Source organism: Streptomyces cylindrosporus (genome assembly GCF_022698165.1).
Classification (GTDB): Bacteria; Actinomycetota; Actinomycetes; order Streptomycetales; family Streptomycetaceae; genus Streptomyces; species Streptomyces cylindrosporus.
In genome coordinates this window covers 415,555-437,961 of the sequence record NZ_JALDAY010000008.1, presented here as the reverse complement: position 1 = coordinate 437,961, position 22,407 = coordinate 415,555, and the positions used below count along the sequence as shown (strand labels likewise).

Annotated in this window: 18 protein-coding genes and 2 pseudogenes; 9 read left to right on the top strand and 11 right to left on the bottom strand. The window is 70.4% G+C overall.

All coding sequences use genetic code 11. The features are described 5' to 3' along the window. Positions 1–100: 100 nt before the first annotated feature. Positions 101–1,183 (top strand): chitinase, encoded by a 1,083-nt coding sequence (locus tag MQP27_RS27680; RefSeq protein ID WP_308290000.1) that lies wholly within the window; start codon positions 101–103, stop codon positions 1,181–1,183. Positions 1,184–1,327: 144 nt separating this feature from the next. After that, on the top strand, positions 1,328–2,233 hold the full coding sequence (locus tag MQP27_RS27675) for an SCO2400 family protein (RefSeq protein WP_242768620.1): 906 nt from the start codon (positions 1,328–1,330) through the stop codon (positions 2,231–2,233). A 9-nt stretch (positions 2,234–2,242) separates the two neighbouring features. Here MQP27_RS27675 and MQP27_RS27670 read toward each other — a convergent pair whose 3' ends face one another. Next, positions 2,243–2,923 (bottom strand): DUF4328 domain-containing protein, encoded by a 681-nt coding sequence (locus tag MQP27_RS27670; RefSeq protein ID WP_242768619.1) that lies wholly within the window; start codon positions 2,921–2,923, stop codon positions 2,243–2,245. Between the two features lie 73 nt (positions 2,924–2,996). Further along, positions 2,997–3,674: a TetR/AcrR family transcriptional regulator gene (locus MQP27_RS27665; protein ID WP_242768618.1), complete on the bottom strand. Its 678-nt coding sequence runs from the start codon at positions 3,672–3,674 to the stop codon at positions 2,997–2,999. 114 nt (positions 3,675–3,788) lie between these two features. Here MQP27_RS27665 and MQP27_RS27660 point away from each other — a divergent pair, with 114 nt between their 5' ends. From MQP27_RS27660 to MQP27_RS27640, 5 genes and pseudogenes are all read left to right on the top strand, one after another. Further along, on the top strand, positions 3,789–4,676 hold the full coding sequence (locus MQP27_RS27660; protein WP_308289999.1) for a patatin-like phospholipase family protein: 888 nt from the start codon (positions 3,789–3,791) through the stop codon (positions 4,674–4,676). A gap of 91 nt (positions 4,677–4,767) precedes the next feature. Next, entirely contained in the window at positions 4,768–5,976 is a 1,209-nt protein-coding gene (locus tag MQP27_RS27655; RefSeq protein ID WP_242768781.1) for a cytochrome P450 family protein, read from the top strand. A 319-nt stretch (positions 5,977–6,295) separates the two neighbouring features. Further along, positions 6,296–7,564 (top strand): MFS transporter, encoded by a 1,269-nt coding sequence (locus MQP27_RS27650; protein WP_308289998.1) that lies wholly within the window; start codon positions 6,296–6,298, stop codon positions 7,562–7,564. A 135-nt stretch (positions 7,565–7,699) separates the two neighbouring features. Continuing rightward, positions 7,700–8,878 (top strand): annotated as a pseudogene (locus MQP27_RS27645) (helix-turn-helix domain-containing protein); the annotation flags it as partial. A gap of 372 nt (positions 8,879–9,250) precedes the next feature. Then, positions 9,251–10,025 (top strand): annotated as a pseudogene (locus MQP27_RS27640) (serine/threonine-protein kinase). A gap of 9 nt (positions 10,026–10,034) precedes the next feature. Here the strand turns inward: MQP27_RS27640 and pstB are convergent. The 8 genes from pstB to pstC form a co-directional block, all read right to left on the bottom strand. Further along, the gene (gene pstB / locus MQP27_RS27635) at positions 10,035–10,838 is read right to left on the bottom strand and encodes a phosphate ABC transporter ATP-binding protein PstB (RefSeq protein ID WP_242768780.1); all 804 of its coding nucleotides are present in this window, start codon (positions 10,836–10,838) and stop codon (positions 10,035–10,037) included. A gap of 113 nt (positions 10,839–10,951) precedes the next feature. Beyond that, positions 10,952–11,842, bottom strand: a complete 891-nt coding sequence (locus MQP27_RS27630; RefSeq protein ID WP_242768616.1) for a sortase — start codon at positions 11,840–11,842, stop codon at positions 10,952–10,954. Between the two features lie 81 nt (positions 11,843–11,923). Continuing rightward, positions 11,924–13,921: an Ig-like domain repeat protein gene (locus MQP27_RS27625; protein WP_242768615.1), complete on the bottom strand. Its 1,998-nt coding sequence runs from the start codon at positions 13,919–13,921 to the stop codon at positions 11,924–11,926. Between the two features lie 113 nt (positions 13,922–14,034). Then, on the bottom strand, positions 14,035–16,665 hold the full coding sequence (locus tag MQP27_RS27620; protein ID WP_242768614.1) for a hypothetical protein: 2,631 nt from the start codon (positions 16,663–16,665) through the stop codon (positions 14,035–14,037). Beyond that, positions 16,662–18,320 carry a phosphate ABC transporter substrate-binding protein PstS gene (pstS, locus tag MQP27_RS27615; RefSeq protein ID WP_242768613.1) on the bottom strand — a complete coding sequence of 553 codons (1,659 nt, stop codon included), beginning with the start codon at positions 18,318–18,320 and terminating at the stop codon, positions 16,662–16,664. The genes MQP27_RS27620 and pstS overlap by 4 nt, the downstream gene beginning before the upstream one ends. Then, on the bottom strand, positions 18,320–19,597 hold the full coding sequence (pstA, locus tag MQP27_RS27610; protein WP_242768612.1) for a phosphate ABC transporter permease PstA: 1,278 nt from the start codon (positions 19,595–19,597) through the stop codon (positions 18,320–18,322). Before pstA ends, pstS begins: the two co-directional genes overlap by 1 nt. 1 nt (position 19,598) lies before the next feature. Beyond that, the gene (locus tag MQP27_RS27605; RefSeq protein WP_242768611.1) at positions 19,599–19,859 is read right to left on the bottom strand and encodes a hypothetical protein; all 261 of its coding nucleotides are present in this window, start codon (positions 19,857–19,859) and stop codon (positions 19,599–19,601) included. Position 19,860: 1 nt separating this feature from the next. Then, entirely contained in the window at positions 19,861–20,835 is a 975-nt protein-coding gene (gene pstC / locus MQP27_RS27600; RefSeq protein ID WP_242768610.1) for a phosphate ABC transporter permease subunit PstC, read from the bottom strand. 377 nt (positions 20,836–21,212) lie between these two features. Between pstC and MQP27_RS27595 the strand changes: the two genes are divergently transcribed. Beyond that, positions 21,213–21,611, top strand: a complete 399-nt coding sequence (locus tag MQP27_RS27595) for a luciferase domain-containing protein (RefSeq protein ID WP_242768609.1) — start codon at positions 21,213–21,215, stop codon at positions 21,609–21,611. A gap of 4 nt (positions 21,612–21,615) precedes the next feature. Here the strand turns inward: MQP27_RS27595 and MQP27_RS51435 are convergent, their stop codons facing one another. After that, positions 21,616–21,852, bottom strand: coding sequence for a GrpB family protein (locus MQP27_RS51435; RefSeq protein ID WP_242768608.1), 237 nt, complete (start codon positions 21,850–21,852; stop codon positions 21,616–21,618). Between the two features lie 169 nt (positions 21,853–22,021). Between MQP27_RS51435 and MQP27_RS27585 the strand changes: the two genes are divergently transcribed. Then, positions 22,022–22,390 carry a DUF6479 family protein gene (locus tag MQP27_RS27585; protein ID WP_242768607.1) on the top strand — a complete coding sequence of 123 codons (369 nt, stop codon included), beginning with the start codon at positions 22,022–22,024 and terminating at the stop codon, positions 22,388–22,390. Positions 22,391–22,407: the final 17 nt, after the last annotated feature.

Genomic DNA, 22,407 nt, shown 5'->3' with positions numbered 1-22,407 from the left:
GTCAGAGAACTGTAAAGAACCTTGACAGTTGAATGGTCTAGTCCAAAGATGGGCGCTGTTCGTCCCCACCCCCCTCCCTTCCGCCTCCCTGGGAGCGTCAATGAGACGACCTCGCCCGCTGTTTCGCGCACTGCTGTCCTGTGTCACCGTCACCGGCCTGTCCGCGGGGCTCGTCGCCCTCGGCGGCGGTGGCGCCCTCGCCGCGCAGGACACGGCCGCCCACCAGGCCCGCCCCCTCCCCGCCCATGTCTCCGCCCCGTACTTCGAGACCTGGACCGGCGAAAGCCCGGACCGACTGGCCGCGGCCTCCGGCAACAAGTACCTGACGATGGCCTTCCTTCAGACGGACAAGCCCGGTTCCTGCACGGCCTACTGGAACGGCGACACCACGCTCCCGATCGCCAAGTCCTCCTTCGGCGCGGACATCGCCGCCATCCAGGCCCGCGGCGGCGACGTCATCCCGTCCTTCGGCGGCTACGGCGCGGACACCACCGGCACCGAACTCGCCGACAGCTGCACGGACGTCGACGCCATCGCCAAGGTCTACGAGAGCCTGGTGACGACGTACGGCATCTCCCGTATCGACCTCGACATCGAGGCCGACTCCAGCGGCAACACGGCCGCGATCGACCGCCGCAACAAGGCCGTCGCGCAGGTGCAGCGCTGGGCCGAACACACCGGGCGGCACGTGCAGTTCTCGTACACGCTCCCCACGACCACCACGGGGCTCGTCGCGAGCGGAGTGGCCATCCTCCAGAACGCCGTCGACAACCACGCGCGCGTGGACGTCGTCAACATCATGACCTTCGACTACTGGGACGGCGCCACGCACGACATGGCCGCCGACACCAAGACCGCGGCCGACGGCCTGTACGCCCAACTCGCCGCCCTCCACCCGAAGAAGAGCCCGGCGCAGCTGTGGCGCATGATCGGCGTCACCGAGATGCCCGGCATCGACGACTTCGGCCCCGAGGAGACGTTCACGACCGCCGACGCCGTGAAGGTCGAGCGCTGGGCCGAGGCCAGGGGCATCAACACCCTCTCCTTCTGGGCCCTCCAGCGCGACAACGGCAACTGCGTGGGTACCGCCGGGGCCAACAACTGCTCCGGGATCGCCCAGGACACGTGGTACTTCAGCCACACCTTCGCGCGGTTCACGGCACGAACCTGGACATCCCGGTAACTGTGATCAGGGCCACGCCGTGTGAAGAGAATCCACGCAGGAGGCCCACACAGACCTCACACAGTCTTGCCAAGCCACCGCTAGCGTTGGCGCCCGTTCGATTCTCACGTGCGAACCGTCAGCTAACCGTCAGGAAGACAGCGGATGGACTACTGCTCCTCGTGCCGCCGGCACCTCAACGGCGCCCTGGTGTGCCCCGGTTGCGGTGCCTACGCCCCGGACATCGCACCGATGACCGGACGCGCTCCCGCCCCCGCCACCACGGCGTCGTGGCCGGTGCCGGCGGTGACGTCGAACCCCGGCGCCTACGACTACTCCTACGAGGGCGACCACGTGGGCGACGCCGACGGCGCCGTCGAGGGCGAGGGCGAGGGCGAGGGCAGGGGTCCCGCTCCCGTGACCACCGGCCGCGCGGCCCGGCGTCGGCAGCGGGCCCGGTGGAAGAAGAACCAGCGGCGCGCCGTCGTGGCGACCGCCGTCGCCCTGGTCGGCGGCGGCCTGACCGTCGCGTCGATGGACCGCGGCGGAGGCGGCCACCGTGCCGAGGCGACGACGGCCACGGACCTCTCCAGCATGGGCACGGACGAACTCCCGGCGACCGGGACGAGCGAGTCGGTCGCCCCGGGCACCGGCAAGCACCGCAAGCCCGACACGACGGAGGCGTCCAACTCCGGCACGGGCCAGCACCGTTCGGCCCCCGGGAGCGCAACCCACACCGAGTCGGCGAAGACGCAGCCCTACAAGGCGTCGACCCCGACGACGACGTCCGCCCAGCGGAACACGTCGTCCACGGCCACGACCTCCACATCGACGTCGACATCGACCTCGACGCCGTCGTCAACGCAGACGGACAGCACGGGTACGAGCACGAGCACGAGCACAACTTCGAACTCGAACTCGAACTCGGGCTCGGGCTCGGGCAGCTCGACATCGACGTCGACCTCCACCTCGGGCACGTCCGCGTCCGACTCCACCGGTTCGTCCGGCACGAGCTCCGACTCGACGTCCCCGTCGGGCCTGTGCGTGCTCAACCTGATCTGCGTGAGCTGACGCCCCGGCTCAACCGGCCGCCTTCTCCTGTACGGCGGTGACGGCACGCACCATGAAGATGCCGGCCACCGCGGCACCCACGACGGCCGCGTCCGCCGTCAGCAGCTGCCAGACGTCGTCGTAGGCACGCCCGATGATCTCGTCGGTGGAGTCGGTGTAGATCAACCCGACTCCACCGACCATCGTGACCAGCCACAGCCCCCACCACACGTTCAGCGACCGCGGCACCCGCGCACCGGGCGCGCCAGGCGTACTGGCCAGGTAGGCGTCGGCGATGATCCCCCGCGGGAACCACAGATTGACGACGGGCACGATCCACCCGAGGTAGACCCAGATCCCCGAGTAGCGCGGCCGGACCCCGGACAGCGCCCGCCCGTTGTCCCGGATCCGCCACATCCAGCCGATGAAGGCACCCGCGCAGAGCAGGGCGGCGAAGCCACCGGCCGTGTTCACGAAGTGGTACGAGTCCTCCAGAGAGTTCAGCGCCCGATGGGTCCCGCCACCCTGATCAGGCGGCCCGGAGGCAGGCTCCCCCGCGACGGAGAGCCGCACCTCCCAGACGGCCCGCAACACCCATGCGGCCCCGGCCAGCCCGAGGGCGCCGGTGGTGAACAGGGCTGCACTGCGGACCGGGCGGAGGGCGGGAGCGGGGAGGGGAGCTGCGGCAGGGGGTGTTATGTGCGCGTTCACCGGGGCATCCTCGCCGACCAGGGGCGCAACCCGCCAGACCGACATGCACACGCCACCCCCTTTCACGGCCTTTTCACGCGTCGTTTGATGACCGGTGCGGACCCAGTTCCCGCAGCACGTCGGCCAGCTGGCCGGCACCGAGGGGAGAGCCCGGGAGCGGAGCCGGTGCGGGGCGCAGGCTGTCGAGGAAAAGGGCGAGGGGCCGCAGCCAGGCGTCCGACGTGGTCGCCGCGGTCAGAGCGGGCACCGCACGCCCTAGTGCGGCCAGCGCGAACAGAACGTCCTCCGTGGTGACGTCGTCCCGGACCTTGCCCTCCTCCTGCCCGCGTTCCAGCAGGATCTCCATCGTCCGCCGGTTGTGCGCGTGCACGGAGTCCAGTGCCTCGACGCCCTGGATACGGGTGGTCATGAGGTCGTTGGTACCGCGGTCGGCGGCGAGCGCACTGAAGACGCCCCGGAGATAGGCGTTCAGGCCGGTCCAGGCGTCGGGGGCGGTCCGCGCCAGCTCCCCCGCGGCGATGGTCTCGCCGAGTTGGTCGCGGAAGACGGCGTCGACGAGCGCTGCGCGCGTCGGGAAGTGCCGGTACAGCGTGGCGTTGCCGACACCGGCGCGGCGAGCGATGACGTCGAGCGGCGCCTCCAGCCCCTGCTCGGTGAACACCTCGTGGGCGGCGCCGACCAGGAGATCCCGGTTGCGCCGTGCGTCCCGCCGAAGCGGGACCTCGTCCTTGTCCGCATCCACGCCCGCCATCACACCTCCGAGCCACTCACCGACCAAAGCGGGGACCACTCCCCAGTACAGATGTTATCGTCGGGAACCAAAATGGGGAGCACTCCCCATTTCTTCCTCTCGGAAGGCTGTGGCGTGAGCGAGAGCAGGACGACGGACGGGACCGCGCTGGTACTCGGCGGCGGAGGCCCGGTCGGCGGCGCATGGATGACCGGCGTGCTCGCCGGGCTCGCGGACGCGGGCATCGACCTCGACCACGCGGACGTGACGATCGGCACCTCCGCGGGTGCAATCTTCGGCGCCCGGCTGGCCTGCGGTCAGCCGCCGAGCGAGCTGTACGAGCGCCAGCTGTCCGGCGCTGACGGCATCACCCTGGACGTCACCGCCCTCCAGACTCTCCGCTTCCTCTGGGCCGCCCTGGGCTCCCGGAACCCCGAACGCTCGATACGACGCCTGGGCCACACCGCCCTGACCACACGTACCGCCGCACCGGCGACCGAAATGCTCGACGCAATACGGCAGTTGCTGCGCGGGGCGACGGAGTGGCCGCAGCGGGCACTGCGGATCGCAGCGGTGGATGCCCGTACGGGAGAGGTGGGGGCGTTCGACGCGGACGGAAGGGTGGAGGTGGCGGAGAAGGACGCGAAGGTGGGGTTGGTCGAAGCCGTCGCCGCGAGCTGTGCCGTCCCGCTGGTCTGGCCGCCGGTGGAACTGGCGGGACGCCACTGGATCGACGGTGGCAGCCGGTCCCCCGCCAACCTCCGACTGGCCCGCGGATACGGCCGGGTGCTGGCCGTCGCCCCCATCCCGGCCGCGGTCGGCCCACACCCGAGCGCGGCGCACGAGGCTGCCGTCCTCACGGCCGACGGAACCGCCGTATCCCTCCTGACCCCCGACCGCACGGCCCGCCGCGCGATGGGCCGCAACATGACCGCGAACTCCCGCGTCCCACGGGCCGCCCGCGCGGGCTACGCCCAAGCGACGGCGCTGGCGGAATCGGTGGCCGAGGTGTGGCAGACGTAGGGCCGGCCGCCGCCAAGCGGCGCAACACCCTCTCCGCCTCCACCCCCTGACAGCCACTGCCATGACCAGCGCCATTCACGAAAGGCACCTCATGCCGGCGCCCACCCTTCAGGAACTGGCTCCCGCCGGGCACGACTTGGCGGCCGACCCGTACCCCGTCTACGCGACCTTGCGCGCCAAGGGCCCCGTACACCGTGTCCTCGTCCCCGGTAGCGGGGAGTGCTGGCTGGTGCTGACCCGGGACGCGGCCCGCACCGCGCTCACCGATCCACGGCTGCGGAACGACATCCGGCACTCCTCGACCTGGCGTTCCGACGGCGGCCACGCCCCGGGCCGCAACATGCTGCAGAGCGACCCGCCCCTGCACACCCGCCTGCGCGGCCTGGTGGCCCGGCACTTCACACCCGGCCGTGTCGCCGCACTACGGCCGAGAATCGAGGCGACGGCGACAGAACTGCTCGCCGCCCTGCCCCACCTCGGAACCGCCGACCTGGTGACCGCCTACGCCCTCCCTCTTCCCGTCACCGTGATCTGCGACCTCCTGGGCGTCCCCGTGGCGGACCGCGCCGCGTTCCATGCCTGGTCGAACGAACTGGTCATGCCCACCACGCCGGAGAGTGCGGCTGCCGCGTCTGCCGCCCTTGCCCAGTACCTCACCGCCCTGACGACTCGGAAGTCCGCCGCCCCGGACGGCACCTTGCTGAGCGACCTGGCCTCGGAGAAGGCACACGGCCTCACCGCCGAGGAACTTCTCGGCATGGCCTTCCTGCTCCTGGTCGCGGGCCACGAGAGCACGGTCAACCTCATCTCGGCGACCGTGCACGCCCTCCTGGCCCACCCGGACCAACTCGTACTCCTGCAAGGGGACCCGGACCTTGTCCCTGCAGCGGTGGAGGAATCCCTGCGTCACAACACCCCCGTCCATGCAACGGCGTTCCGCTTCGCCGCCGAACCCCTGGACCTGGTCGGCACCCACATCTCGGCCGGCGACGCGGTCCAGGTCTCCCTGGCCGCGGCCTCCCGCGACCCTCTCCACTTCCCCGACCCCGACCGCTTCGACGTGACGCGCCGCCCTCAGCCCCACCTGGCCTTCGGCCACGGCCTCCACCACTGCCTGGGCGCTCCCCTGGCCCGAACGGAGGCAACCATCGCGCTAAGCCTGCTCATACAGCAGCACCTCCAGATGACTCTCGCCACCGATCCGACCCAGCTGACCTGGCGGACGAGCACCCTGCTACGAGGACTGACCGAACTGCCGGTCACCTTCGACAAGTTGGACGAGCTCAGCCCTGATACCTGAGTTGTGAGCTGCCGGTTCATATCGACGTTCACCCCATCCCCGCCAACCACGCAAAGGGTGAGCCGGACCACACGCACATCGATTTCCGATTTGCCTTCCGCACTACAACCGACGTTCAACAGCTCCAGGCCGAAGAGATCATCGACGCGGCCTGGCGAGAGGTCGACAGTCTCGACGAGACTCTGCAGCAACGCGTGGCCAGTGCCGACCAGCACCTGCGGTCGTCCCACACAAGTAGTCAGGGGGATTGTTGACGCGGTCGGAGAGGCGGACGTCGCGGTGGCTGGGACGGTGGGAGAGCGCGCCCGTCCCGCATCCGGTGAGGGCTGGACGGGACACGGCCGGAATCGCGGTGTTCCTTGTGCTCGTGATCGACTCGGTGGTGAACGGGCTCTTCGTCCCGTTGTCCTTGCTCTATCTGTCGGAAAGTTCGGGCGCGTCGCTGGTGCAGGTAGGGACCCTGCTGAGCGTGGCCGGCCTGCTGTCGCTTCCCTTGCCACTATGGATCGGTGGCCTCGTCGACCGGCATGGGCCGAAACCGATCGTGCTGGTGGCACAGCTGCTCCAGGCGGCCGGCTTGCTGGAGTACCTCGCGTCCCGCAACGGCGTCACGGTCCTTCTGGCAGCGACCGTAGCGTCACTAGGGCAGCGGGCCTTCTGGTCCTCCGCCTTCACCCTCGTCAGCAATCTGTCCGACCGTGATCCGGTTGGGCACTCCCGTGAGCGGTGGTTCGGCATCATCGGCTCGCTGCGTGCGGCAGGTTACGGAGTCGGTGCCATCGTCGCGGGCGTCACCCTGTCGGTGAAGTCGGGCCTGATGTATCGAGGGACGATCGGCGCGTGTGCCTGCCTGCTGCTGGCGGCCGGCCTGCTGCTGAGTTGGGGAGTGCCGCGGAGCACGACTCAGCCTGCTCAGGCATCCCGCGGAGAGCCGAGCAAGGAGGACCGCGGCAACCGCGGTTACCGCGCGCTGTGGGCCGACCGCCCTTACTTGGCGCTCATGGCGCTGAACACGGCGTTCGCACTGTGTAACGTCATGCTGAGTGTCGCCTTCCCGCCGTTCGTTGACCGTCAGTTGCCCTCTGTGACCTGGGCGGTCGGTCCGCTGCTGGCGATGAACACGGTCGTCCAGGCTGTGCTTCAGACCTCGGTCGTCCGCCTGATCCGGCCGCTACCACGGCACACGTCGCTGTGCCTGGCTGGAGTTCTCTGGGCTTCGTGGGCGTGCCTCACAGCTGGACCGCTTTGGATGCCCCGCGTTCTGTGGGTCCCGTGCCTCGTCGTGGCCGTGCTGTGCTACTCGGCGGCTCAGCTCGTGCATTCGCCTGTGTCGAACGCGCTGTCGGCCGATGCCGCGCCTGCTGACCTCCGTGGACGTTACTTGGCGGTGTTCCAGTACTCCTTCGCCATCGCCACGGTCGTCGCCCCGCTGCTGTTCTCGCTGCTCTTCGCCGTGTCGAGCGCCGCTCCATGGGCCATTCTCGCGGCGCTCGCCCTTGTGACGGTTCCCGGCATGCTGGTCCTGGCCCCGCGCCTGCCGGAGTCCGCGCTGGTAGCAGGCGGAGCTGGCCGGAGCCGCACGATCTGAGGTGGTCGCCTCGTAGCCCCGCCATAAGGCAAAGTCAGCCTGTGACACACAGTCGCCGCGTGCTTCTCTGTCTGCAGCACTCCACACGCGGCACGCGGCCTCTGTACAGTCAAGGGTAGAAGCCCCGCCAAAGAGATCGGCCGTCGCGCACGCCGCGCACGACTCCGCCTCGGCATGACACAAGCCGACCTCGCCGCCGCCCTGGGCAAGACACAGGGCTGGGTGTCCAAAATGGAACGCGGACACATCGAGCTGGACCGCGTCGGCCTGCTCAACCTGCTCGCCTCGGAACTACACGTACATCCGACGACCTGATCGGACGGCCGTACAACAGCTCCCCGGCCGAGAATCAGTGGCAGGTCTCCGCCGCAGCAATCATGCGTGAGCTGCGCCGTTACGACCTCGCTCCCGTCTTCGACGGGACTCCCCGGCAGGCCGGTCAGCTGTGGCAGGAAACCACGCGTCTACACCGCCTCCGAGACGCTGCCGCGAACGCGGCGATCATGCAGATTCTCCCCGACCTGTTCCGCGAAGCGCGCGCCCTGGCCGAAGTCGCCACGGGACACGAGCGGGAAGAGGCGTTCGCGATCTACGCGGTGTGCTGCAAGTTCGCCCACACACGCCGCACACGCCCTTGGACACCCCGAGCTGATCGCCATGGCCTGCGAACGGGCCGCATGGTCCGCACAGCTGTCCGGCGACCCCGTGATGCCCGCCGTCGCCGACTGGATGCGCGTCTGGGACATGTGGGCCACCGCGGACTGGGACGACTCCATTGCCCTGTCGGACAAGGCGATCCGCAGCGTGCAGCAGGATTACGAGCGGGGTGAGCCGCTGGCCGTTCGGGCGTGGGGGTCACTGCAACTGCGCGCGGCTGTCTCGGCCGTACGGGGCGGTCGCAAGGCCGAAGCGAAGGATCGGATCAAGCACGCGCGGAGCGCGGCCAAGCGGATGGCCGAGTCCGTCGGCCCTCCGGTCTCCGACCGTCACAGCCTGACGTTCTCGCCGGGCAACGTGCAGATCCACGCGATCAGCGTCGCCCTGGAGATGCACGAGCAACGCGAAGCCCTGTCGATAAACCGGCGCACGGGCAAGGAACTGGTCGCGGCCCTTCCCAACTCCCGTCAGGGGCACCACCACATGGACTTGGCACGCGCCTGGCTGTGGGACGGGAATTGCGACAAGGCGCTGAAGGAACTGGAGAAGGCCGAAGTCATCGCCCCCCAGCTCGTCAGGAACCACCCCATCGCCCGGTCAACCCTGCGCAGCATCGTGTACGCCGAGCGGGCGAGCACGCGTGAGAAGCTGCGCCGCAAGGCGGCTCCGGAGGCGATCGATGCCTTCGCCTCCGCCAACCTGCGGATGTACCTGGCCGCTGCGGACCGAAAGCCCGATGAGGGCTGGCTCAAGGCCATGGTCGAGTCATGTCGAGCCTGGACCGAACACAGAGGGCTCGCCACGGAGTAGCGGACCCGCTCAGGGTCATCACCGCGGCCCGAGCCATGAAGGCCGCCGGGTTCATGGTCTTCGACGACCTGTGGATCGTGGACGGCACGAACCTCGCCCAGTGCGACTCGGACTGCGGCCGTCCGTACGGTCAGGACTACCAGGACTGACACACGACAGCAGCGACGCGGCCGGCCTCGACTCGTCGTCGGCCGCGTTCGCCCGGAAGGAGAACAGACGTTGCCCGGGTCACCCCCTGAACTGCCGATCGTGGTGCTCGACGCGCTCATGCCCACGTCCCAGCGCCTGGTCCTCAACCGCCGCGGCTCCATGGTCTGGCAGGTGGAGAGCCATCGCGGCCACTACGCCGTAAAAGTCGGCTACCCGATCGAAGCAACGGCCGAATGGGCCGCCCAGCCCTGGACCGCCCTCGCACCCGCGCGCGAAGGAGCCGTGCTGCTGCGCCTCGGCCTGACCGATCTCGCGTACGGCGAATGGGAACACGGAACCTGGAACTTCCAGCCGTGGCACGAAGGGCCGGACCTGTACCGGTTGTGGGAGCCGTGTCGTCGGCCGGGATCGTCGATCGAACCGGACATCGGCGTGGCTCTGGGGTGCGTCGAGGCGTTGGCCGAACTGCACGCCAAGGGCTGGGCGCACGATGACGTACAACCCGCCCACTTCATCATCGGGCCGGAACGGACGCGTCTCATCGACCTAGCCCTTGCCCTCGCCCGGGGCTGACACATGCCTGAGGGGTGCGACTTTCCGTTCCGCGGCTGCCTCGTCCACTACGAAGCGCCGGAGATCGGGCGCAGCGGCCACCGGCCGGCGGGCCGTCGAGTACCCGGACGACGCTCCACGCTCCGTCCAGAGAGAAGCAGTGGCCGACGGCAGACGTCGACCGGTCAAGGCACCTGGTGAGCTGGGCGAGTTGATCGACGCGATGCTCAGCCACGCCCCCGCCGACCGGCCCACCATCTTCGAGGTGGGCAAGGTGCTGCACTGCCTCTGAGACCCCCCGTCAGCCGAACCGCCCCGCCACATAGTCCGCCGTGCGTTGGTCGTTCGGGGTGTCGAAGATGGTGTTCGTGGGGCCCGCCTCGACGATTCCGCCGGGGGTGCCCTGTTCGGCGAGGAAGAACGCGCACTGTTGGGAGACGCGGGCGGCCTGCTGCATGTTGTGGGTGACGATGACGACCGTGACCTGGCCGGCCAGCTCGTGGATAGTCTCCTCCACGCGGCGCGTGGACGTGGGGTCCAGGGCCGAGCACGGTTCGTCCATGAGGAGGACTCGGGGGCGTACCGCCAACGCCCTTGCTATGCAGAGGCGTTGCTGCTGGCCGCCGGAGAGTGCGCCGCCCGGCTTGCGCAGGCGGTCGCGGACCTCCTTCCACAGGCCGGCCCGGGACAGCGACTCCTCGACCAGCTCGTCCTTCTCCCGGCGGCCGGCCCGCGTGCCGGTCAGCCGCAGGCCCGCCACCACGTTGTCGTAGATCGACATCGCGGGGAACGGGTTGGGCTTCTGGAAGACCATGCCGATACGGCGGCGCGCGTCCGTCAGCCGCCACGACGGGTCGTAGATGTCCTCGCCCTCGAACAGCACCTCGCCGCCGAACTGGGCGGACGGCACCAGCTCGTGCATGCGGTTGAGCGTGCGCAGGAACGTCGACTTGCCGCAGCCGGACGGTCCGATCAGCGCGGTCACCCGGCCCGCGGGCATGGTCAGCGACACCTGGCTGAGCACCTGGTGGCTGCCGAACCACGCCGAGACCGCCCTCGCCTCGAGCGTCGCGGGCGCGGCGGCACCGGCGCCGGCCGGCGGCAGGACGACGGTGTCGGTCAGGGCGTCGGCCGCGTCGGCCGGCAGGGTGCTCGCGTCGGCCAAGGGGCCGCTCGCGTCGGTCAGTTCGGTCACGTCGGTCACCTCGGGGGATGCGGTCACAGCAGGTTGGGGAGGAGTTCGGTCATGCGCGTGGCGACCTGGAGGCCGAGCACCAGGACGACCGGCGCGAAGACGATCCACGTCTGGTGGCGGCCCCAGCGGTGCCAGGCCCACACCGCGGCCACCGCGGCCAGCAGCAGCGCCTGGAGCCACATCACCAGCGGCCAGGGCACCCCGGACGGGCGGGCGAGGGGCTCCTCGGAGCCGGGGAGCGTGCCGGAGCGGATGACCGCCGCCGGGGTCTGGAAGGGCGCGGAGACCAGGTCGGCGTCGACGCGCAGCACGCCGGCCGGCATGAAACGGGGGCCGGTGGCGGTCACCAGGACCAGCCGTCCCTTGCCGGCGGCGATCGGCGCGGGCGCCTGGTCGCCGGCCCGGCGGACATCGATGACCTGGTACGTCGCCTTGCCCTGCCCGGTGATCACGGTGAACCTGTCGCCCTCGGCGAGCGAGCCGAGCTTGCCGAAGGGCCCGCCGTAGGCCGCGGCGCGGCCCATCAGCACGCTGGTGCCGGCCTGGCCCGGCATCGGGGTGTCCCGGCGGTGACCGGGCCCGTCGGTCAGCACCGAGGAGTCCGTGCCCTCCAGCACGACCTGGCTCATCCCCAGCCTGGGGATGTCGACGATCGCGACCGGGGTGCCCGGCGCGAGCAGCTTCCCGTCCTGGTCGGTCTGTGCCACCGGGGCGGTTCCCAGGGCGAGTCGGCCGCGCAGCTCGTCGAACGCGGCGTGCTGCGCGGAGTGTTCCTGGACGCCGCTGACGACCAGCAGCTGGGCGGTGATGCCGAGCAGCAGGGCGGCCAGGCTCAGCAGGCCGCCCCGGGCGAGATGGCGGACCACGGTGACGCCCGGCACGCGCGGCAGCGTGAGTGTTACGGCGACCGTCACGGCGGCCCGCCTCCTTCGCGAGAGCTTGCAGGGGGCTGCCGGGGAGGAGGGGCCCTCCCCGGCAGCCCGGAGGGAGATGGATCAGGTGGACTTGATGACGAAGTTCGCGCCGGTCTTGGCGTTCACCGTCGACGAGCCCGCGTACGTGGCGTGCAGGGTGTGCTTGCCCTTGGCCAGCTTCGGCAGGGTGATGGTGACCTTGCCGCCGCTGAGCGTGCCGGTGGCGATGACCTTGGTGCCCTCGTAGATCTTCACCGTGCCGCCGGGGGTGGTGCCGGTCGCGGTGACCTTGACGGTGACCTTGGCCTTGGCGGTGTGGCTGACCGTCGCGGGCGCCGTGGTGCTCACGGACGCGGTCGCCTTGGTGACCTTGAGGGTCGCGGTCGCCGAGGACGACAGCAGCTTGCTGGTGCCGGGGTAGGAGACCGTCAGCGTGTGCGTGGCCACCTTGAGGTGGTTCGACAGGGAGACCGTGACCTTGCCGGTGCTCGCGTCCAGGGTGCCGGTGCCGAGGACCGTGGAGCCCTCCTTCACCGTGACCTTGCCGGTCGGCTTCACGCCGTGGCTGCCGGCGACGGTGACGGCGACCTTCGGGGTCTTGCCGTACGCGGTCGTGGCGACGGACGCGGTCGTGGTGCTCTTGTACTTGACCGCGCCGGACCAGTTGGCCGCCGCACCCGTGCCGCTGAGGTTGTCGGCGGTGACCGTGGCGGAGTAGTTGCCGATGGCCAGGCCCGTGAAGCTCGCCGAGGTCGTGGTGGCCGGCACGTCCTTGGTGGCGACGACGGCGCCGTCCGAGCCGTACAGCGTGACGCGGTAGTCGGTCACCGGCAGCGCGGTGGCGTCCGGGGCGGTCCAGCTCAGCTTCACGCTCTGGTCGCCGAGGGTGGTCTTGAGGGCGGGCGCGGCCGGCACGGCGGTGGAGATGCCGGTGCCCTCCAGGCCGCCCTGCTTGGCGTGCTTGGCCAGGTTGACCGAGCCGTTGTAGGACTCGTTGACGAAGCCGAAGGAGGCGATGACGCTCTCGGCGGAGTCGGAGGCCAGGGCGGCGGTGTGGCTGCCGCTCGTGACGAAGACGTCGTACAGGTCCTTGTCGAAGAAGATGCTCGTCGGGTCCACCGCGCGGGTCGGGACGACGTTGTAGACGTCGCGGCCGAAGGTGGAGTTCTCGTAGTACGCGTTGACCGGCGAGAGCTTGCCGTTGACCGTGGTCACCGGGCTGGTGGCGCCGGTGTCGCCGGGCAGCTGGACGGCGGCCAGGTGACCGCCGGCGGCGGCCGCGGTCGTGGTGTAGTCGGGCGAGACGCCGTTGTTCTGGGCGATCCAGCTGCCGACCGAGAACGGGACGAGGGCGCCGTCCTCGGTGAGCGCGGTGTTGCCCTGGTTCTCCTGGACGACCGTGACGCTCGCGGCGAGCTCGGTGTCCTGCAGGCCGATCGCGTTGAGGAAGAACTTGCGGGTGCCCGAGCCGGACTGCGGGATCCGCGGGTGCACGGTCTGGCCGTTCACCGTGGTCAGGCTGCCGTTGTAGATGTCGTGCAGCTGCTTGACGGTCAGCGTGTCCAGCGCCGAGCCGCGCACCGCGACACCGACGGCGTCGCGCGCCATCGGGATGTAGGTGAGCGCAGAGCCGGAGGCGGACGGGCCGCCGGAGGAGCGGGCGAAGTCGACCTGGCCCTTGATGGCGACACCGGCGGAGTCCGGGTAGGCCTCGCCGGTCAGCGACTTGGTCAGCGCGATACGGCCGTTGCCGGAGCCGTTCGGGCGGGCGAAGGAGGGGCCGCCGGTACGGGTGGTGATCTTCGATGTGGTCGAGCCGGTGCCGGGCTCGATCGCGTCGTACGAGGCGACACCGGCACCGGACGCCGACTTCACGGCGCTGGCGGAGTAGCTGATGCTGTTGACGGTGTCGCCGGCCAGCGCGTTGAGCACGTCCTGGGTGGTGTCGGAGCCCACGCCGACGAGCTGGCGGAAGGTCCCGGCGGGGGTGGGGTCGGCGTACGCCGGGCTCGACAGAGCCAGGCCGCCGGCCACCACGGCGGCGGCGACCAGCGTCGCCGTGTAGCGCGTAGTGCGCATGGAGAGTCTCCGTGACTGTGCGAAGGGGTGAATCTGGCAGGGTGGTACGGGCCGTCCGCCCCGACTGCCTTTCGGGGCGGGCGGCCGTCTTTGGGGAGGGCGCGGAGCGCCCTCTAGGGGCGCGGGGAACTGCGCGACAAGCCACGACGGACCGGCAGACGACGTAGTGCCGTCCGTACGGAACTCATCGGTGGCAGCCGCAGACGTCGTCCGCCCGCGAAGGGCGCCCCCGCCCCGGCAACCGCCCCGAGCGCCGCACCGACCGGAACGGCATAGCGCAGCGGATTCGCCGGGTCGGCCGGCGTGGTGCCAGCGGCGGTGGTCTGCAGGGCCTTCCCCCCGTCATACGAGGCCGACGCACTCGGCGAGGCACCGGCACCGCCGCCGGCCCCGGCACCCGTACCGCCGCCGGCCGCCGTACCGCCCGTACCGCCGTCGCCGCCCGAGCCCGAGTCGCCACCGTTCGAACCACCGGACGAATCCGAACTCCCGCTCGACGAGCTCCCCTTGTAGTGGAGCAGCGCCGTCGCAGCCGCGGCCGTACGCGCCCGCTGCTTGGCGGAGAGCGGGGCGTACCCGGCAGGCAAGCGGCCCGGGTCGGCGCCGCTGACCTGCCCGGAGTCGGCCGCGTACTTCAACAGCGCCGCGTAGTCCTTGCGGGCGTCCGTCTTGAGCTTGGCCGGGCGGACGGCCGCGTAGACCAGCTGGGCCAGCGGGTAGGCGCCCTTGGCCTTGGCGCCCGCCGGGGTGATCTCGGCGGCGCCCTTGCCGGTGGCGCTGTTCGCGGCGGCGGTCAGGGACGCGGCGGTCGGGGCGACGAACTTGCCGGCGGCGTTGCGGAGTTGGGCGGTCTGGAGGCCGTAGCGCGCCGCCGAGGCCGCGTCCGTGACGGTGATGACGAAGCGGGAGCCGACGTTCTGCGGGCCGGGGCTCTTGAAGGCCGGCGGGCTCGCGAGCGCGTCCCAGCTCGACTTCCACAGGGTGTCGGCGCGCCGGGTGTGCAGGGCACCGGCGTGCATGTCCTCGACGTACGGGTGGAAGTCGGTCATGCACTGCTTGAGCGTGGCGCCGCTGCCGGGCGGGATCGTGCACCAGGGGTCGCTCTTCGGGTACTCGTCGAGGCTCGACGGGTCGAACGCGGCGCCGGTCGGGTTCAGGTCGGCGTTGGTGCTGTAGTACGGGTTGACCCGCATGCCGTCGTCGTCGGGGACACCGGCGAGGAACTGCCGGGCCTCCTTGTCCGAGGTGATCCACTGCCACAGCGCTCGGGCGCTGTCGGTGTGGCCGAGCGAGGTCATCAGGTCGGTGTCGGTGGCCGGCGTCTCCGAGACCGAGAGGTACGCGAACTCCGGGTTCAGGGCGATGAATTCGGGATCGCTCGCCAGGCCCGCCGGGTTGTTCCTCGCCCAGCCGTAGCCCTTGGCGGCGGCGCCGCTGATCACCGCTCCCCAGGGGGAGTTGCGGTACGACTCGGTGAGCAGCTTGGCGACCAGGCGCGGGGTCAGCTTGACCGACATGACCTTCGTGCCGGCGAGCTTCTCGATGGAGGCGGGCGCGTCCGCCTTCGGTCTGCGCTCGATGGTGAAGCCGATGACCGCTCCGGACAGGGCCACGGGCGCGTACGTCGTGGTGTCCGAGGGCGCGGCCGAGCTGGCGTCGGCGCCCAGTGCCCGGGTGGTGAAGGTGAGTCCGGAGGAGCCGTCGTTGCTCAGCCGGGCGCGGGCGTCGGGCTCGCCCATCTCGGTGTAGCTGTACACCTTGCCGGTGGGGCACAGGGCCGCCTGCCAGCTGGTCATGGCGTCGGCGGCCAGCTCGCTGCCGGTGGTGGGGCGTTCCTTCGCGCCGAGCGCGCAGTTGGTGCCGACGGAGTTGAAGTGCAGCGGGATGGCGACCCGGTTGGCCCAGTTGGTGGAGGAGACCGGGGAGCCCGCGTTGACCTGGCTGGTGTCGGTGTACGGCTTGCCGTCGAGGTCGAGGTGGCCCTGCGGGACGATCACCAGCCAGCAACTGCGCGGCTTGGTCACGCCGTTGGTCTTCACCGGGGCGCCGCAGCCGAGGTGCGGGGCCTCGTTCGCGGTCTGCACCTCGAAGAACTCGCTGCCGGTGCCGTCGGCGCCGGTGCGGGCGAAGTCGACCTCGTTGGTGGTGTTGCGGTTGAAGAACTGGTTGTTCTGGGTGTTGGTGGTGATCGTCGTGCCGTCGACCGACTTGAAGGGGACCTCGCCGGGCGCGTTGGGGTTCGCGGCGCCGTAGCGGTTGTCCTGGCCGTAGTTGGTGGGGTCGGCGCTGTAGAAGACCTTGCGGGTGTCGTCGTAGTCGTTGCCGGGCCAGCTGGAGCGGTCGGTCGTGGGCGAGGCCCCGTACTGGCACTGGGTGCGCGGCGGGCCGGGGTTGGACGGGACCGTGCCGTCGTCGTCGCCCCAGCACTGCATGATCTGCACGAAGTCGGTGTTGAACTGCGTGCCCGCGAAGCTGGTCGAGGCGCCGCCGGTCCAGGAGACCGTGACGGCCTGGCTGGTGAGATGGCTGGTCTGGGAGACCGTGAACCTCATGTCCTTGAACTCGCCCCGCCCGGAGACGGTGACGGCCGATCCGCTCGCCGCCGTGGCGGGCGGCGCGGACTGGGCCACCGCGAACCCGGCGAGCGCGCCGACGGTGGCTCCGGCGACGGCCCGCACCAGCAGACGTCGTACCCGATTCATCGCGAACTCCCGTCCGGCGAAGGCGAATCTGGCTCCGGTCATCGCGAACTCCGCTCCGAGGCACGGCCGATGAGGCGCGAGACGATCGAGGGCAGCAGGATCAGCCCGAGGACCAGGAAGGCGGCCAGCACCATCAGCGTCTGGGTGCTGGTCCAGCCGCTGCGCCCGGCCACCGCGACCGGCTGGGCGAGCGCGACGGTGCCGCCCGCGGCCGTGGCCGCGGTGCCGCTGCCGTCCGGGGAGAGGGTCTGGCCGGTGTCCGGGTCGACGGACGGCTGACCGGAGCCACCGGACGCGCCGCCCGCCGCGGTGTTGCCGCCGCTCGTGCCGCCCGCGGCGGTACCGCCGGAGGACCCGCCCGCCGTACCGCTGCCGCCCGAACTACCGCCGCTGCTCCCGGACTTGGCGCCGCCGCTGCCCGTCGCGCAGGGCGCGGCGCCCTTCTTGTCGCAGGCCTTCGGGTACGGCGCGGTCTCCGCCAGCCGGTTGCGGCCGCTGGCGGTGAAGGTCGGGTTGTTGCAGCCCTTGATGTTGATGTTCTGCGTCTTCACGCCCGGGATCCGGCGGATCTGGTCGAAGCCGGCCTGCACCAGGTTGATCGGCAGCGGCGAGTAGCCGAGGTCGGGCGCCTGCTGCTGGCCCTGGCACATGAAGTAGTACGAGAACGCGCCGAGCGTCTTGCCCTTGGCCTTGGTGAAGGTGCCCTGTTCCTTCAGCGGCAGGATCATGTACGAGTAGCTGGACAGCGGGTAGTTGCGCCGGTCGCTGTCGTTGTAGACGCCGTCGAGCTGCTGGGTGAGGTAGTCCGCCGAGCTCTTGTTGGTGTTGATCTTCGCCTTGAGGAGCGAGACCGCCACGTTCTGCGGGGTGGGCTCGGTGTAGTAGCCCGCGTGGTTGAGGACCTTGGCGACCGGATAGTGCGCGTTGAGGGCGTAGGAGTAGTTGACGTAACCGATCGCGCCCTCGCCGTAGTTCTGGGCGACGTAACCCGCGACGCCGAGGTCGCCGGACTGGGCGATCATGCCCGAGACGGTCGGGTAGTACGACGTCTGCCCGCACGCGCCCGAGCGGCCGACCTTGGCGCAGTAGGCGTTCCACAGCGCCTTGTGCTGGTTGGCCATCCACATCGTGAACTGGGCGGTGGAGCCGGAGCCGTCGGAGCGGACGACCGGGACGATCGTGCGGTGCGGGAGCTGGATGCCGGGGTTGTCGGCCTTGATCGCCGCGTCGTCCCAGGTCTTGATGACGCCGGTGAAGATCTTGGTGACGACGTCTCCGGAGAGGCGGAGGTTGGTGACGCGCTTGCCGTTGACCGTCAGGTGGTACATGAAGACGGTGCCGCCGGCGACGATCGGCATGTAGGCGTAGCTTCCGGCGGCCGGGCGTTCGGCCGCGCTGCCGTCGGTGGGGTGCGTCTGGAAGGGGATGTCGGAGACGGCGAAGTCGACGGTGCCGCTGAGGAATTGGCGGCGGCCGTCGGAGGAACCGGTGCCGGCGTAGCTGATGCGCATGCCGTACTGGTTGACGGCGCGGCGCCATTCGTCGACGGCGTTCTCGGCCCAGGTGGAGCCTGCGCCGGCGATGGGGGTGTAGCTGTCGGCCTGGGCGGGGGTTGCGGTGGTGGGGACGGCGAGGATGCCTATGAGTGCGGCCAGGATGCCCAGCCGCTTGAGGGCGTTGGTGACAAGGCTGGACATCAGTGGCTGTCTCCGTGTGTGGGCGCGGATGCGGGTTCGTCGTCGGGTGCGGGTGCTTCGTGGCTGGTCGCGCAGTTCCCCGCGCCCCTTGCGGCGTTGAGCTCGTCGAACCTTTCGAGGTCCTGTCGGGATGCCCTCGCCGCCCTGCGTGCTTGCCGTTTGCTCTGGTGGCCCGGCCCGCGTCCCCCGATGACGCGCGCTATCGCGAAGAGCACCAACACCAGGGCCATCAACACCGCCGCCGCCCCAAAACCCCGCGCGATCATCGTCGGCTCCGGTGAGCGGACGAAGTTGAAGACCGCGAGCGGGAGGGAGATCATCGGGCCGTTCGTCGGGTTGGCGTTCAGGGCCGCCGTGAAGCCTGCCGTCAGGAGGACCGGGGACGTCTCGCCGATGCCTCGCGCCGTGCCGAGGATGACCGCCGTCGCCAGGCCCGAGCGGGCCGTCGGGAGGACGACGTGCCAGACCGTCCGCCAGCGCGGCGCGCCCAGCGCCTCCGCCGCCTCGGTGAGGTTGCCCGGCACCAGGCGCAGGACGACGTCCGCCGCGCGGATCACGATCGGGAGCATCATCACGCTGATCGCGAACCCGGCCGCCAGGCCCGACTTCTGCATGCCGAGCCCGAGGATCCAGACCGCGTACACCATCAGGCCCGCGACGATGGAGGGCAGCGCCGTCATCGCCTCGACGATCGTGCGGACGAAGCGGGAGAAGCGGCCCGGGATCTGGTTCAGGTACACCGCGCAGGCCAGGCCCAGCGGAACCGTGATCGTCAGCGCGATGGTGATCATGATGAGCGTGCCGAGCATGGCGTGCGCGATGCCGCCGTTGGTCAGCGGGTCCAGGGGGCCCGCCGCCTGCATGTCCTGGGTGAAGAAGTTGCCGTGCGGCAGGGCCTCGCGGCCGCGCCAGGCGGTGAAGCCGACGACCAGGGCGAGCGCGGTGAACAGCAGCCCCGCCGCCGTCCACAGCACGACCGTCATCACCCGGTCCCGTACCGCCTGCCCGTCCTCCTCCAGGCCGGTCAGCACGGCGTAGACGAGCAGGAAGGCGGCATAGGCGGTGACGAAGAAGCCCAACGAGCCCGAGAATGGCGCGAGTTCACCGAACAGCAGCACCGCCGTGCACAGGCCGGAGGCTGCCGCGCCGAAGAGGGACAGCACACCGGAGCGGGTGAGTCCGCCGATGCGGCGCGGGACGTCGGGGACCTCGGGGGCGAGGGGTACCGCCTCGACCGCGGCGGCCTCCGCCGGAGGAGTCTCGTCTACGACGGTCATCTCATGCCTCGCTCTGCGCGCCGGACCGGGAACGGGCCACGATGGAGGAGGCGGTGAAGTTGACCGCCAGGGTGAGCAGGAACAGCGCCAGGCCCGCCGCCATCAGCGCCGACATGCCGAAGGTGGAGGCGTCGAAGAGGGACAGCACACCGGAGCGGGTGAGCCCGCCGATGCGGCGCGGGACGTCGGGGACCTCGGGGGCGAGGGGTACCGCCTCGACCGCGGCGGCCTCCGCCGGAGGAGTCTCTTCTACGACGGTCATCTCATGCCTCGCTCTGCGCGCCGGACCGGGAACGGGCCACGATGGAGGAGGCGGTGAAGTTGACCGCCAGGGTGAGCAGGAACAGCGCCAGGCCCGCCGCCATCAGCGCCGACATGCCGAAGGTGGACGCGTCGCCGTAGTGCAGGGCGATGAGCGAGGAGACCGAGTTCGAGCCGGTCTGCAGGATGTGGGGCTGGATCACGAAGACCGGCGAGATGATCATGTAGACGGCGATCGTCTCGCCCATCGCCCGGCCGAGCCCCAGCATCGTGCCGCCGATGATCCCGCCCATGCCGTACGGCAGGACGACCGAGCGGATCATGCCCCAGCGGGTCGCGCCGAGCGCGTACGCGCCCTCCCGCTCACCGGCCGGTGCCTGTGCGAACACCTCGCGCATCACCGAGCACTGGATCGGCGCGACCATCAGCGCGACGACCAGGCCGGCCACGAAGGTGGACGCCGTGTAGACGCTGTCCGAGGCGAGCGGCTCGCCCGGCTGGGTGCCGTCCACCTTGAAGACGGGGATCCAGCCGAGCCAGTCGGACAGCCAGCGGGACAGGCCGATGACGTGCTGCTGGAAGAAGAAGAGCCCCCACAGGCCGTACACCACCGAGGGGACGGCCGCCATCAGGTCGACCATCGTGACCAGGGTGCGGCGCAGCTTGCGCGGGGCGACGTCCGAGATGAACAGCGCCGTGCCGACCGCCAGCGGGACGGAGACGACGACCGCGACGGCGGCCACCAGCAGGGTGCCGGTGAGGACGGCCGCGATGCCGAACTTGTGGACGTCCGGCTGCCATTCGGCCGTGGTGAGGAACTTGACGACGCCCACCGCGCGCAGCGCCTGCGCGGCACGCAGCAGCAGGAACAGCCCGACGGCCGCCATGATGGCGAGCACGACGACGCCGGTCGCGGTCAACTGGTGCCGGAAGAGCCGGTCGCCGAGCCCGCAGGCCGACTGCGGCCTGTGCGGCACGGTCGGATCGGACTCCGGTCCACCGGACCCCGGTCTGCCGGACTCCGATCTGCCGAACCCCGGTCTACCGGACTCCGATCCGTCGGATTCCGGTCTGCCGGAATCCTTCTGAGCGGACAGCACGTGCGCCCCCCAAAGGAAACGATTCGCCCCCTACGCGTGCCCTGGTGGTGCCGCGCGGAGAGAGTCAATGGCCGGTTCCTGTCGCTGCGTGGCGTGATCTATGGCCAACGAATGAACGGTCCATGTCATTTCAGTGGGACGTCTGTGGAGGTGTCCGCACAGGAGGCGTCCCCGGCACGTCCGGATCCGTCTCCTACGGGTTACGAATCCTCCAATCTCTGGTGGCTGCGTGGTGAGCACCGCACTATGGGTTCATGACACCGGCCCAGAAAGCCATGACGGCACTGGAGGCATGGCCCGATCTCACGCCGTGTCCGACCAGTTGCGGCACGGGCCGTGCGCTCAGGTACGCCCGGGACGAGATCGTCCACTTCCATTCCGACCGGGACGTGGACCTCCACCTCACCGCGCACGCGATCCAGCGGCTGCACTACGACTTCGCGGAGTCGACCGCGATCCGTATGGTCCCGGGCTCCCGTTGGGTCACCGTGCACCTGGACTGCGACACCGACGTCGACCTCCTGCTCAGCCTGGTCAGCGTGGCCCTCAAGGCACACGCCGCCCACCAGGCCCGCCCCCTGGCCCAGGACCTGTCGACGAGGCTGTGCAACTTCCACCGGGTGACGGTGCTGCCGCGGGACGCGGACGTCTGAAGCCCTACGCCCACACCGGCTCCGACGGCAGCCCGCGGTCGGCGCGGGCGCGGGCGGCGCGGGCGCGGTCGGTGAGTTCCTGGACGATGGCCGTCTTGGTCCGCGCGTAGTCCCGGGCCGGTCTCCCGGCCGCGGCCAGGGCCCGCTTGGCCTGCCCGTAGCGGGCGGCCTCCTCGGGGTGGGCGCGCAGGTAGTCGCGGAGAATCCGCTGATTCCTGGTGGGCCGGCTGTCGTACGTCACCACGTGCCGTGGAGCCGATGTGCTCCGGGCCGACGTAGAGCCCGGGGGTCGCGGATCGCAGCGCGGTGACCGTCTCGGCGGCCCGGCGGGGCCAGTCCGGGTCGTCGTAGTCGGCCATCCGCACGGTCTCGATCTCCCCATTCTTCCCGTTTGGGTCGATAATCGAGTCATGAGTACGGCGACGTTTGTAGTAGCGGCCACGTCGAGCGAGGTACTCAACGTGATCGCCGCCTTTGTCGGTGGCCTGATCATCGCCGGTGCACTGATCTGGGCCGTGCAGTTCGGCATGAGGGTCCGCGACCGCGAGCTGCCGCGGCCGAATCCGGACGAGCAGCCCCATCTCCCCGCCGACGGTCCGGTGTGGGAGACGCGCGAGATGCGGGAGCCGGACGAGGTCCCGCGGGCGCAGGACGGGCAGCGTCTCATGCCCTACGACCTCCACCACTCGGGCAGCAGGACGGGAAGGGACCAGCACCGCAGGCGCTGGCTGCCGGGCAGCAGCGGCAGCTTCGGCAGCGGCGGACTCGGACACTCGTAGCGACGTCAGGCCATCCA